A 14,172-nucleotide genomic window follows, 5' to 3' on the forward strand; every position below is an offset into this window, starting at 1 on the left:
TATGATAAGGTAGATTATACAAATGAATAAATCTATGCTTGATAAATTACAACATTTACAAGATCGTTTCGAAGAGTTAGAGATGATGCTATCTGAAACTAATCCAAAACTAGATAAAGATAAACTATGTGCTTTATCCAAAGAGTATTTAAAATTATCTAATATTAGTCGTTATTTTTTAGATTGGAAAAAAAATCAGCAAGAAATAGAAAATTTAAGTTTGTTGTTAGATGATAATGAAATTCGCGTGTTAGCTGAAGAAGAGTTATTTTTAGCCAAGAAAAAATCGGAAATTTTAAATAAAAAAATAAAGACATTGTTAATACCAAAAGATCCTTATGATTCACGTAGTTGTTTTATTGAAATTCGTGCTGCCACAGGTGGAGATGAAGCAGCGATTTTTGCTGGTGATTTATTGCGTATGTATATCAGATATGCAGAGCTTAATTTATGGAAAACAGAAATAATTAGTATTAGTGAAAATGAAAAAGGTGGTTTTAAAGAAGTTATAGCTAAGATTAAAGGGAAAGGTGTGAGTGGAAAGTTAAAATTTGAATCTGGAGGACATCGAGTTCAAAGAATTCCTAAAACTGAGTCACAAGGTCGAGTTCACACTTCAACATGTACAGTGGCTATTATGCCTGAAGTGTTATCATTAGAAAAAATTGTTATTCGTCCAAGTGATTTAAAAATAGACACATTTCGTTCTTCAGGAGCAGGTGGTCAACATGTAAATACCACTGATTCTGCAATTAGAATTACTCATCTTCCAACAGGTCATGTAGTAGAATGTCAAGATGAACGTTCGCAACATAAAAATAAGGCTAAAGCTTTATCTGTTTTATCTGCTCGTATTCATGCTGCTGAGTCTAAAAAAATTCATGAAAACAATGCATTTGTGCGTCGTAATTTATTAGGAACTGGAGAGAGATCTGATCGAAGTAGAACTTATAATTTCCCACAAAATAGAGTAACAGATCATAGAATTAATTTAACTTTATATAGTTTAGATGAAGTTTTACAAGGTAATTTAGATCTTATCATTAATCCAATAATTCAAGAGAATCAAGCAGAAATACTTTCCTCTTTATCCGATAAATACGATGACTGTTTATGAGTGGTTGCTGTATGCAACGAAAGAATTATCTAGTTGTGGATATTATAAACTTGATGCTGAAGTTTTATTAAGTTTTATTATAAAAAAATCTAAAGCATGGTTAATAATTAATGAAAACTATCGATTAAATACAGAAGAACTAAATCAAATAAATTATTTGCTAAAACGTCGTATGTTAGGAGAACCAATAGCATATTTATTAGGGAAAAAAGAATTTTGGTCACTTACTTTTATCGTTTCGAAATTTGTATTAATTCCTAGAGCAGATACAGAGATTTTAGTAGAACATACTTTGATGAAGTTAACTGATGCACCATCTAAAATATTAGATTTAGGTACTGGATGTGGATCAATAGCCTTATCTTTGGCTACAATGAGATCTGATTGTGATATTACTGGAATTGATTGTATTATGGAATCTATTTATTTAGCTAAACATAATGCTAATAGATTCAAAATAAATAATGTGAGATTTTTCAACAGTAATTGGTTTTCTTTGTTAGGAAAAGAAAAATTTGATATTATCGTTAGCAATCCTCCTTATATTAAGGTAGAAGATATTAATTTGTTGGGAAAAGACATTTTTTTTGAACCTTTTATTTCTTTAATATCATCTAATAATGGATTAGCTGATATTGAACATATCATCAAGTATGCAAAAAAACATTTAAATTATTTAGGTTGGTTATTATTAGAACATAGTCACGATCAAAAAAAAGAAATTCAAAATATGTTTAAACATTATCGTTTTTTTGAAATATCATCTTATAAAGATTATTCAGGTAATGATCGGATTACCATTGGAAGAAATATATGAACACATGTTATGATAGTAATCATTTTTTAATGTAAAATTTTTTTATAAGAAATAAACTAAGTTAATATTTTTTAAAGAAATTAAATTTTAAATCATAAATGTTATGTACTATATTCTTTAATGTCTTTCATTTTTATTAATTAAAATATTTGTGTTATGATAATGTATAATATGTGTTCATGTAAATTATTGAATTGAAAAAAATAAAACTAGTATTTGGTGCGAAGAAAGTAAACGTATTTTAGTTAATTTATTTTTAAAATCATATATTTACAGTAAGTTATAAAAATATTATTATTGGGAATAATATGACATCATTTGTTAATCTTGATTTTTCTAAATTACCACTTTGTGAGACTATTATAACTGCTTTTCGGACTATTCGTAAAGATTTTCCTTCAGAAGATGTTTTTTCTGAATTGCAAGATAGAATAGATGAAGCCAGGTCATATATCTCTAACGAAACTAATAAAACCAATCAGTTAAAAAAACTAATAGAATTATTTTATAATCATTGGAAATTTGGAGGAGCTGATGGTAAATATTTGCTTTCAGATGTACTGTGGTTAGATTACGTATTGAAAACACGCCAAGGAACAGCTGTATCATTAGGAATAATATTATTGCATATTGCTCATAAATTAGAGTTACCGTTAATGCCTGTTATTTTCCCCACTCAATTAATTTTACGTTCTGATAAAAATGATAATGAAGTATGGTTAATAAATCCTTTTAATGGTGAAACTTTAGATGAACATATTTTAGGAGTATGGTTAAAGGGGAACATTAGTCCAACCACAGAATTATATGAAAATGATTTGTATGAAGCTAATTCTTTTGCCGTCATGAGAAAAATATTAGATACTTTAAAGTCAGCACTAATGGAAGAAAAAAAAATGGAATTAGCATTAAACGTTAGCAACGTATTGTTAAAAATTAATCCGGACGATCCTTATGAAATTCGTGATCGAGGATTAATTTATGCTCAATTAGAATGTAATCATATTGCTTTGACAGATTTAATTTATTTTGTAGAGCATTGTCCTGAAGATCCAATCAGCGAAATTATAAAAGTACAAATTCATTCTATTGAACAAAGGAGAATAATATTGCATTAGTTTTTTAATGATGTTTATTTATATGTATTAGTATAATTGGTGAAATATGTTCATAACAGTAATTCAAGTATATATTTTTATATTCGTTTTTTTATAAATATGTATTCTATTAATGTATGCATGCTACTATCTTTGTTTTTTTTAAATAAACATTTATATCAGAATATTAAATTTTTAACATATGTATCTGCGAAATATTATTTTAAAGATTGACAACAATATTTTAAATATACAGATATGAAGTAAGGTTTATTAAGTAATGTTGGTATTTTCCTCCTTGACGTTTATTTAGGTTAGCGATAGGATATATTGATATCGCTTCCTCTATTTTTATCTTTAATAAAATCTTGTTATATTTTCTGCAACGGGTTTATATTCTGCTATATAATACTCTTTTTAATAAAAAAATAGTATTTACTTTTTTATATTTTTTCGCTGAGATGTGATTAAAAATCATATTTTATGATTTTAAATCATATTTATTTTTTAGTATATGATGATTTATTATAACGGTGATTATTTTATACAAGCGAAAAAACTAATAGTGTTAAATAATACTTTATTTGAATATATGTTAATTTTAAGATAATAAAATAATATTAATAAGTAATGATTAATATTGTTTTATATTTTAATTTTTCAGAAATATTTGGTGTATTTTAAATTTTAAATAATTTTTAGTTCTTACTTTTAATATTTTAATAATAATATTTTTAGTTTTATATCTTATTTAAAATTTAAATATTTATTTATTAATGAAATGTTATTAGATTTCAGTATTATTTAATTTACGTCTTATTTAAAATTAAGAATTAATAGTTTCTATTTTTAATAATGTAAAAATTAATTTTTAATTATATTTTTTATGTTTAATATTATTTTTTTTTAATGGGTTAATAAATGTTAAATCAATTGGTATTAGTATTAAATTGTGGTAGTTCTTCTTTGAAATTTTCCATTATTAATCCCAATAATGGTAAAAAATTTTTATTTGGTATAGTAGATTCTTTATTGTTACCAAAATCACGTGTTATTTGGACGAATAATTCTATTCAACATAAACATTTTTTGAATGAAAAAACGTCACATATAATGGCCCTTAACTTTGTTTTTAAAAAAATTCTAAAAAAAGAGGTAAAATTATTTCAGTCTATTGTTGCAATAGGACATCGGGTAGTTCACGGAGGAGAAAAACTAAAAAAATCTGTTCTTATAGATACCAAAGTGATTAATCATATTGAAGAGGCTTCTTGTTTTGCTCCTTTACATAATCCTATAAATATTTGTGGAATAAAAACCACTTTAAACCTTTTACCTAATTTATCTGAAAAAAATGTCGCTGTATTTGATACAGCTTTTCATCAAACTATGCCAGAAACATCTTATTTGTATGCAATACCTTATTTTTATTATAGTAATTATAATATAAGAAGATATGGAGCACATGGTATTAGTCATCAATATATTACTTATCAGACTGCAAAAATATTAAATAAATCATCTGTATCATTAAATATTATTTCTTGTCATTTAGGAAACGGTGCTTCTGTAGCTGCTATTTGTCGGGGTTTGTGTGTAGATACTTCAATGGGATTAACTCCTTTAGAAGGTTTAGTAATGGGGACCCGAAGTGGAGATATTGATCCTGCTATTATTTTTTTTATGAATAATAAGTTAGGTATTTCAATACAAGAAATTTATAAGATTTTAACTTTAGATTCTGGTTTATTGGGATTAAATGGTAAAAGTAGTGACTTACGTTATGCAGAAAACAAATATTATTTTGACAAAAATTCAAAAAGATCGATTGATGTTTTTTGTCATCGATTAGCGAAATATATTGCAGGTTATACTGCTTTAATGGAAGATCGATTAGATGCTGTCGTATTTACAGGTGGAATTGGAGAAAATTCCGTATTAGTGAGAGAATTGACTTTATCTAGATTATCTTTATTGGGAATAAAAGTAGATGTTAAACGTAATTTGCAAGTAAGATCGGGTCTTTGTGGATTTATAAATATAGAAGGGACTACGCCAGTTCTAGTTATTCCTAGTAATGAGGATTTAATTATAGCACAAGAAACGATTTCTTTAATTAATAAGATCAATGAATAACTAAAAGAAATAAATGTTTTTTATATTGTAAATATGATTCAAAATTATGAGAGGTATTTAATGTTACGCAATATAATGTTAATTCCAGTGGGAAGTCATGTTGAATTAACAGCTATTACTATTGGATTAATAAAATCGATAACAGATCAAAATTTAAACGTTTGTTTTTTTAAACCTGTTGTTGAATGTCATAATAATAAAATTAAGCATAATACCACAAGTTTATTTCTTGAGAATGATTCTATATTTTGTGTTAAACCTATTAAATTAGTGTATACAGAATCTTTTTTTAGTATCAATTATACTAATATATTACTAGATAAAATTTTTACTCAATTTAACAAATATAAAAAAGAATATGACATTATGGTGATAGAAGGATTCTTATCTACTGAAATAGGTATAATGTCCAATATATTAAACTACAAGATTGCAAAAATATTAAATTCTGAGATCATTTTTATTATTAAAGAAGATAATAAAATTGATAGTTCATTAATAGAATGCACATATTTTTTAAAAAAAGTTTTTGAAGAGGAAAATGGTCTAAAGAAATCGGGTATTATCATTGATAAAACTAATAAAGAAATTGTCGATAATACAAAATGTTTTTTTAACAAAGATAAGAATGATATAGCAATAAAAAAAATAAGTACCTGTGATAACTTTTATAAGAATGAATATTTGTTTTTTAAAAAAAATAAATTACAATTATTAGCTGTTATTCCATTTAGTAAAAAATTAATTAAAATACCAATTATCTACTTTTTTAAGTATTTAGATGTGCATATAATGAGTATGGGTGAAATAAATTGTTATTTTATAGAAAAGATTATTTTATTTGATCAATATTGTTCTATTTTACAAAACGATAAGATTTTAAATTCTGTTTTAATAATTCCTTTTGATCAATTGCAATGGGTAGCTAGAACATTTTTAGATAAAATAAAAAACAGTAAGGTTGTTTTAATTTTGTTAACTGGAATGAAAGAATGTAAGTATAAGAATACTGTTTTTTTTAAAAATTATAAAAAAATTCGTGTACCTATTTTATCAGTCAGTACGAATACATTAAAAATATTATCAAAATTATATTCTTTTAACTTAAAAGTTAATTTTAAAGATTCTATCCGATTAGAGATGATAAAAAATCATGTTTCTGATTATATTAATCGTGATTGGTTATTATCTTTAAAAAAATCGATAGTATTAAATAAGAATATAAGTCCTACTTTGTTCCTTAATCGTTTAATAAAATTATCGAGCAGAGTGAAAAAAAGAATTATCTTACCTGAAGGTTATGATAGTCGTATAATTAAATCTGCATTTATTTGTCAAGAAAAAGGTATTGCTGATTGTATATTATTAGGAAATCCCAAAAGGATACATGATATAGCGTTGAAAGAAGGGATTTTATTGAACAAATACAATAATATTATTGATCCTGAACAAATAAGAAATAATTATTTAACGCGGTTAGTTAACTTAAGAAGTCATAAAGGAATGACTTTTATACATGCTAAAGAAATGATCAAAGATAACATAGTTTTAGCAACTTTGATGTTAGATAATAATGATGTTGATGGTATAGTTGCTGGAGCTATCAATTCTACGGCGAACACTGTTCGACCTGCATTACAGTTTATTAAAATGAAATCAGGTTTTTCTTTAGTATCTTCTTTATTTTTTATGTTGCTGCCAAACAAAATATTAATATATGCAGATTGTGCAATTAATATTGAACCTAATTCTGATGAATTAGCTGATATCGCTATTCAATCGGCAGACACTGCCAAATTGTTAGGAATAGATCCCAAAATAGCTATGATTTCATATGCAACGTATACATCTGGATCTGGTAAAACGGTCGATAAAGTAAGAAAAGCGACATATATAGTAAAACAAAAACGTCCGGATTTAATTGTAGATGGTCCTCTTCAATATGATGCGGCTACAGTTCCACAGATCTCTATTTTGAAATCACCTAAATCTTGTATTGCTGGTTGCGCAAATATATTGATATTTCCAGATCTTAATACTGGTAATACAGTATATAAAGCAGTTCAACGTTTGGCTAAAGTAATTGCTGTTGGTCCAATTTTGCAAGGTTTTAAAAAACCGGTGAATGATTTATCACGGGGTGCTACGATTGAAGATATAGTTTATACTATTGCAATGACATCTATTCAATCTATATCGTTATAAATGTATTATCATTTTTTTATGTTCATAAAACTAATTGCATTAAAAATTTAAACATAATTTTTATATTTTTATTTCAATATTTTCTTTGATTTTACAACAACAAGGTAAAATTTCTCCCGGATTAAGATAAACTATCGGTTGAGATTTTGGAGATGTAATAACGGTACCTTTAATTAAATCTATTTTACATGATCCACAGTATCCTTGTCTACATTGATAATCAATTTTTATATTGTGAGACTCTAATATTTCTAAAAGGGTTTTATTTTTTTTATTTTTTTTTATTTGATAATTTTTGTTATATATTTTAATGTTCATTTTTGTCATATCTTATAATTTGAAGTCGCTAAATTCAGAATCACTAATTTTAGAATCTATTTGTCCTATTAAATATGAACTAAGTTCTACTTCTTGAGGTGCATTTTGAACATAATCTGAATTTAACCAAAAATTAATCCAAGGAATAGGATTAGTGTTTATTTTGAAAGGGGGTTTTAGTCCTATTGCTTTCATTCGAACGTTAGTAATATATTCTATATATTGGCAAAGAATATCTTTATTTAAACCCAACATAGAACCATCTTGAAATAAATATTCAGCCCATTTTTTTTCTTGATAAGCTATTAATTTAAATAATTCGAATGCTTCTTTTTGACATTCTAATACGATTTTGTGCATTCCTTCATTATATTTTTTATTTTTAAAAATATTTAAGATATGTTGGGTTCCATTAAGATGTAAAGCTTCATCTCTAGCTATTAATCTGATTATTTTTGCATTTCCTTCCATCATTTGCTTTTCTGCAAAAGCAAAAGAACAAGCAAAACTAACATAAAATCGAATAGCTTCTAATGCATTTACACTTATGAAGCACAAATATAATTTTTTTTTCAATGAATTTAAATTAATATTAATTTTTTTATTTTTTATTACATGGATACCTTCTCCTAAAAGATGCCAATAGCTAGTCATTGTAATAAGACTATCATAATAATAAGAAATATCTTTTGCACGTGTGGCAATATTTTCATTAACGATAATATCATCAAATATTAATGACGGTGAATGTATAATATTCCTTATTATGTGGGTGTATGATCTTGAATGAATTGTTTCTGAGAAAGACCATGTTTGTATCCATGTCTCTAATTCAGGAATAGATACTATTGGCAAAAAAGCAACATTTGGACTTCTACCTTGAATAGAATCTAGAAGAGTTTGATATTTTAAATTACTAAGAAAAATGTGCTTTTCATGTTTTGGTAAATTTTGAAAGTCAATAAAGTCTTTAGAAAGATCTATTTCTTCAGGTCTCCAAAAGAAAGAAAGTTGTTTTTCTATTAATTTTTCAAAAATATTGTATTTTTGTTGGTCATATCGAGCAATATTAACTGGTTGTCCAAAAAACATCGGTTCACATAATTGATTATTTTGTTTTTTGGAGAATGTTGTATATGCCATGAGGTTGTTATCCTATATAATATATATTTTTAGTTAAATTTATTATTGCAATCATTTTTGTAAAAAGTGTAATTTTATATTTTACAAGCTCCACCATCGCAATTTCCATCTTGTATAGGAGTTGTAAAAATAGATTGATTATCTTCCGCACCATCTCTGGTATTTTGATAATACAATGTTTTTATTCCTAGTTTATAAGCAATCAGTAAATCTTTTAGTAATTGTTTCATAGGAATTTTCCCGTTAGGGAATAATTTAGGATCATAATTAGTATTAGCAGAAATAGATTGATCTATAAATTTTTGCATAATACCAACAAGTTGTAGGTAACCTTTGTTGTTTGGAATGTTCCATAGTAATTCATAATTTTTTTTTAGTTTTTTATATTCAGGAATTACTTGACGTAACATACCATTTTTTGATGCTTTAATACTAATATAACCTCGAGGTGGTTCTATGCCATTAGTAGAATTAGAAATTTGCGAAGATGTTTCAGATGGCATAATTGCTGATAGTGTTGAATTACGTAATCCATATTTTTTTATTTTTTTTCTGAGCAATTCCCAATTTAAATGCAGTGGTTCATCACATATGGTGTCTATGTATTTTTTATAAGTATCTATCGGTAAAATACCTTGATAATATGTGGTATGATGAAACCAAGGACAAGATCCTTTTTCTTTTGCAAGTTCACAAGATGCACTAAGTAAATAATATTGAATAGCTTCAAAGGTTTTATGTGTCAAGTTATTGGCAGATCCATCAGAATAACGAACTCCATTTTTTGCTAAATAATATGCAAAGTTGATTACCCCGATTCCCAATGATCTTCTTCCTTTTGCTCCTCTTCTAGCGCTAAAAACGGGATAATCTTGATAATCGAGTACTGCATCTAGTCCTCGAACTATGAGAGTAGTAAGATCTGCCAGATCATTAAGATTATTTATACTACCCAAATTTATAGCAGAAAGAGTACAAAGTGCTATTTCACCATTTTTATCATGAATGTCATTTAAAGATTTTGTTGGTAATGTTATTTCTAAACACAAATTAGATTGTCGAATTGGAGCAATATTAGGATCAAAGGCACTATGTGTGTTACAATGATCAACATTTTGAATATATATACGTCCAGTAGATGTTCTTTCTTGCATTATAAGTGAAAACAAATCTATTGCTTTTATATGTTTTTTTCTGATATGTATATCATTTTCATATTGAACATATAATTTTTCAAATATATTTTGATTAGAAAAAAAAGTATCATATAAATGAGGTACATCTGATGGACTAAATAAAGTGATATTTTTTCCTAATATCATACGTTGATACATTAATTTATTAATTTGTAATCCGTAATCTATATGTCTTACTCTATTTTCTTCTATTCCTCTATTATTTTTTAGTACAAGTAAATTTTCTACTTCAAAATGCCAAATAGGATAAAATAGAGTAGCAGCTCCTCCTCTTACTCCACCTTGTGAACATGATTTCACGGCTGTTTGAAAATGTTTATAAAAAGGAATAGAACCTGTATGGAAAGCTTCTCCTGATCGAATAGGACTTCCAATAGCTCGAATTTGTCCAGCATTAATCCCTATACCAGCTCTTTGAGAAACATATTTAATAATAGCACTGCTGGTAGCGTTAATTGAATTCAAAGTATCTGCACATTCAATTAATACGCAAGAACTAAATTGACGACTAGGAGTTCTAACACCAGACATTATAGGTGTAGGTAAAGAAATTTTGAATGTAGAAATAGCATCGTAAAAATTTTTAATGTAATTCATTCTTTTTTCTTGAGGATAACTAGAAAATAAACAAGCAGCAATAAGAACATAAAGAAATTGAGCACTTTCGTAAATTTTTCCATTTACTCTGTTTTTTATTAAATATTTTCCTTCTAATTGTTGAACCCCTGCATAGGAGAAATTCATATCTCTCCAATGATTAATAAAAGAGTTCATAACGATATATTCTTGTGATGAGTAATCAATTAATAAACGTTCATCATATTTTCCTAATTTAACCATTTTTTTTACGTGTGTATATAATGAAGGAGGTTCAAATTGACCATATGCTTTTTTCCGAAGATGGAATATAGCTAATCTAGCCGCCATGTATTGATAATCTGGCGTATCTTCAGAAATCAGATCTGCTGCAGTTTTAATGATAGTTTCATGAATATTAATAGTTTTAATGCCATTATAAAATTGTATTTGTGAGCTTAATTTTACTTGAGATATAGAAATATTATTCAGGCCTATTGCTGCCCAAGTTAGAACTCGGTGAATTTTATCCAAATTAATGGGTTCTTTTCTGCCATCTCGTTTGGTTACAAATAAACTATGATGCATGTGAGACTATATACCTATATTAAATGTTTAATTTTTAATCAAATTAAATATTTGTTATGTTAAAGAAAAAATAGTATTTTAAGGTTAATAATTTATTTTTATAAAATATTTTAATACTTATGAATGTTAAAAATTCAATTATTTAAAAATAAAAAAATATAAAATAAACTTAAATACAACATTTTAATAATAGTATTATAATATTTTAATGTATATTAATTTTATGTTACATGGATAGTATCTATTTTTTCGGATAAATAAGATTCATTTACTTTTTGTAAAGCCACTACTTTTTCTTTTTCTGTAGTACGTATTAAAATAACACCTTGCGTATTTCTTCCTAAAATACCAACTTCCGATACCCTGGTTCTTACTAAAGTTCCGGCGTTGGTAATCATCATAATTTGATTATTTTCTAGTACTTGAATTGCTCCAATCATTATGCCATTTTTTTTAGTTATTTTAATTGCAATTATTCCTCGTGTTGCTCGTGATTTAATAGGGAAATCAGAAATCTTAGTTCTTTTCCCGTAACCATTTTCTGTTACTGTTAAAATATTTCCTTTTCCATTAGGAACAATTAAGGATACTACTTGGTCTTTTTTATGAGTTTTTATTCCTTTCACTCCTGAAGCTGTGCGTCCCATATTCCTGACTGATTTTTCAGAAAAATGAACAACTTTTCCAGTAGAAGTAAATAACATAATATTATTTTTCCCATTAGTTAAAGCTACTCCTATTAATTCGTCATTTTCTTTTAAGTTAATGGCAATAATTCCTGTACTACGAGGTCTGCTAAATTCACTTAAAGCAGTTTTTTTTACTATTCCTTTTGCAGTAGCCATAAAAATATTAATGTTGTTATCTTGATTTTTTTTTACTGGTAGTATAGCTGTAATTCTTTCTTTTTTATTTAAAGGTAAAAGATTAACAATAGGACGACCTCGAGCATGTCTACTTGCTTCGGGTAATTGGTATACTTTCATCCAATATAGTATTCCTGTGCTAGAAAAACAAAGAATAGTATCATGCGTATTGGCAACTAATAAACTTTCTATAAAATCTTCTTCTTTTATTTTTGCTGCTGATTTACCTTTTCCTCCTCTTTTTTGTGCATTGTAATCTGATAAAGGTTGATATTTGACGTATCCCGAATGTGATAAAGTTACTACAACATCTTCTTTGGTAATTAAATCTTCAATATTAATATCTGAGGTATTTTCGTTAATTTCAGTTCTTCTTTTATCTCCAAAAGTATTTTTTATTAAAACTAATTCCTCTTGGATTACAGAAACCATGCGGTCAGGATTATTTAAAATATCAGTTAATTTTAAAATTTCTTTTGTAATAGTATTGTAATCTTCTATTAATTTATCTTTTTCTAAATTAGTTAATTTATTTAAACGTAAATCTAAGATAGCTTGTGCCTGTATTTCAGTTAATAAATATTGATTTTGGTTTGTAGATTTATTTTTTTTTTCATTATTTGATAGTGTGACTGAATCGTTTATTTTAAATTGTAATAAAATATCGTTTTTTAAAGTCCAGTGATTAGTCATTAAAAAATTTTTAGCAACCGACGAATTTTTTGATTTTTTAATAAGTTCAATTATTTTGTTGATGTTACACAATGCTAAGATTAATCCTTCAATAACGTGAACTTGTTTATGTGCTTTTTTTAATTCAAAAATTGTACGACGAGTTACTATCTCTTTTCGATGAGTAGTAAAAGATTCTAGTATTTCCTTTAGAGATAAAATTTTTGGTTGTCCGTGACATAAGGCAACCATATTTATACCAAAGGAAGTTTGTAATTGTGTCAGTAAATATAATTGATTTAACACCACTTCTGCTATTGCGTCTTTTTTAATTTCAATGACGATACGCATACCTTCTTTATCAGATTCATCTCTTAATGCACTAATTCCTTCAATTCTTTTTTCTTTGACTAGTTCAGCTATTTTTTCTATTAAACGAGATTTATTTACTTGATAAGGAATTTCGTTTATGATGATACTGGATTTGTGAGTTTTTATATTTGTTTCTATTTTACTGCGTGCTCGAATATAGATTTTCCCTTTTCCTGTTTTATAAGCTTTTTCTATACCTAAACGACCATTGATTATTCCTGCTGTTGGAAAATCAGGTCCTGGTATATATTCCATTAATTTTTTCAAATTAATGTTATTATTTTCTATATATGCTAAACATCCATTAATAACTTCAGTTAAGTTATGTGGTGGGATGTTTGTAGCCATACCGACTGCAATTCCTGAAGCTCCATTAATTAAAAGGTTTGGTATTTTAGTTGGTAGCACCTCAGGTATTTTTTCAGTATCATCGTAATTAGGTATAAAAGGAACAGTATTTTTTTTTAAATCTTTCAGCAATTCATGCGCAATTTTAGACATTCTTATTTCTGTATAACGCATGGCAGCAGCAGAATCTCCGTCTATGGAACCGAAATTACCTTGACCGTCTATCAACATGTAACGTAATGAAAAATTTTGGGCCATTCTTACTATTGCATCATATACAGCTGAATCTCCATGAGGATGGTATTTTCCTATTACGTCTCCTACTACTCTAGCTGATTTTTTATACGGTTTATTCCAGTCGTTACTTAATATGCTCATGGCAAAAAGTATGCGTCTATGTACTGGTTTTAAACCGTCTCTTACATCCGGTAAAGCTCGACCAATAATAACTGACATAGCATAATCTAGATAAGAGTGTTTTAACTCTTCTTCAATATCAACCTGTACAATTTTTTTAGTAAGGTTTTTCATAGAGGTATCGTCTCTTTATAAATTATTTATAGAATCAAGAGTAACAAATGATACCACAATGGACATATTCAGTGAATGAAAAGATAAACTTTAATTTAAAGAAATATTTTTTATAAATGATAAATAAATTAGCTGTACTTTTATTTTTTAATAAGGAATTATGTTATTATGTTTAATATTTAATTTAATT

General features: G+C 26.5%; 9 protein-coding genes. 5 read left to right on the forward strand and 4 right to left on the reverse strand.

What is annotated here, in order from left to right; translation table 11 throughout:
- The first annotated feature begins 22 nt into the window (after positions 1-22).
- The 5 genes from prfA to pta all read left to right on the forward strand — a co-directional run bounded on the left by prfA (position 23) and on the right by pta (position 7,372).
- The gene (gene prfA / locus LDP10_RS01550; protein WP_265196987.1) at positions 23-1,117 is read left to right on the forward strand and encodes a peptide chain release factor 1; all 1,095 of its coding nucleotides are present in this window, start codon (positions 23-25) and stop codon (positions 1,115-1,117) included.
- Positions 1,104-1,934, forward strand: coding sequence for a peptide chain release factor N(5)-glutamine methyltransferase (prmC, locus tag LDP10_RS01555; protein ID WP_265196988.1), 831 nt, complete (start codon positions 1,104-1,106; stop codon positions 1,932-1,934). Before prfA ends, prmC begins: the two co-directional genes overlap by 14 nt.
- A 308-nt stretch (positions 1,935-2,242) precedes the next feature.
- A complete protein-coding gene (gene sirB1, locus LDP10_RS01560; RefSeq protein ID WP_265196989.1) occupies positions 2,243-3,052 on the forward strand; it encodes an invasion regulator SirB1 in 810 nt (269 codons plus the stop codon).
- Between the two features lie 900 nt (positions 3,053-3,952).
- The gene (locus LDP10_RS01565; protein ID WP_265196990.1) at positions 3,953-5,167 is read left to right on the forward strand and encodes an acetate kinase; all 1,215 of its coding nucleotides are present in this window, start codon (positions 3,953-3,955) and stop codon (positions 5,165-5,167) included.
- Positions 5,168-5,227: 60 nt separating this feature from the next.
- Positions 5,228-7,372, forward strand: a complete 2,145-nt coding sequence (pta, locus tag LDP10_RS01570) for a phosphate acetyltransferase (protein WP_265196991.1) — start codon at positions 5,228-5,230, stop codon at positions 7,370-7,372.
- Positions 7,373-7,432: 60 nt separating this feature from the next.
- Here the strand turns inward: pta and yfaE are convergent, their stop codons facing one another.
- The 4 genes from yfaE to gyrA form a co-directional block, all read right to left on the reverse strand.
- Positions 7,433-7,690 carry a class I ribonucleotide reductase maintenance protein YfaE gene (gene yfaE, locus LDP10_RS01575; RefSeq protein WP_265196992.1) on the reverse strand — a complete coding sequence of 86 codons (258 nt, stop codon included), beginning with the start codon at positions 7,688-7,690 and terminating at the stop codon, positions 7,433-7,435.
- Between the two features lie 12 nt (positions 7,691-7,702).
- A complete protein-coding gene (gene nrdB, locus LDP10_RS01580; RefSeq protein ID WP_265196993.1) occupies positions 7,703-8,833 on the reverse strand; it encodes a class Ia ribonucleoside-diphosphate reductase subunit beta in 1,131 nt (376 codons plus the stop codon).
- A 74-nt stretch (positions 8,834-8,907) separates the two neighbouring features.
- Entirely contained in the window at positions 8,908-11,193 is a 2,286-nt protein-coding gene (gene nrdA, locus LDP10_RS01585; protein ID WP_265196994.1) for a class 1a ribonucleoside-diphosphate reductase subunit alpha, read from the reverse strand.
- A gap of 221 nt (positions 11,194-11,414) precedes the next feature.
- Positions 11,415-13,982: a DNA topoisomerase (ATP-hydrolyzing) subunit A gene (gene gyrA / locus LDP10_RS01590; RefSeq protein WP_265196995.1), complete on the reverse strand. Its 2,568-nt coding sequence runs from the start codon at positions 13,980-13,982 to the stop codon at positions 11,415-11,417.
- Positions 13,983-14,172: the final 190 nt, after the last annotated feature.

Origin of the sequence: Buchnera aphidicola (Pemphigus obesinymphae), from assembly GCF_026122815.1 — a bacterium.
GTDB classification, from domain to species: domain Bacteria; phylum Pseudomonadota; class Gammaproteobacteria; order Enterobacterales; family Enterobacteriaceae; genus Buchnera_C; species Buchnera_C aphidicola_BJ.

Coding starts and splice junctions, on each gene's coding strand:
- nrdA (WP_265196994.1), bottom strand. CDS start 11,193: ATGCATCATAGTTTATTTGTAACCAAACGAGATGGCAGAAAAGAACCC.
- LDP10_RS01565 (WP_265196990.1), top strand. CDS start 3,953: ATGTTAAATCAATTGGTATTAGTATTAAATTGTGGTAGTTCTTCTTTG.
- sirB1 (WP_265196989.1), top strand. CDS start 2,243: ATGACATCATTTGTTAATCTTGATTTTTCTAAATTACCACTTTGTGAG.
- prfA (WP_265196987.1), top strand. CDS start 23: ATGAATAAATCTATGCTTGATAAATTACAACATTTACAAGATCGTTTC.
- gyrA (WP_265196995.1), bottom strand. CDS start 13,982: ATGAAAAACCTTACTAAAAAAATTGTACAGGTTGATATTGAAGAAGAG.
- nrdB (WP_265196993.1), bottom strand. CDS start 8,833: ATGGCATATACAACATTCTCCAAAAAACAAAATAATCAATTATGTGAA.
- yfaE (WP_265196992.1), bottom strand. CDS start 7,690: ATGAACATTAAAATATATAACAAAAATTATCAAATAAAAAAAAATAAA.
- pta (WP_265196991.1), top strand. CDS start 5,228: ATGTTACGCAATATAATGTTAATTCCAGTGGGAAGTCATGTTGAATTA.
- prmC (WP_265196988.1), top strand. CDS start 1,104: ATGACTGTTTATGAGTGGTTGCTGTATGCAACGAAAGAATTATCTAGT.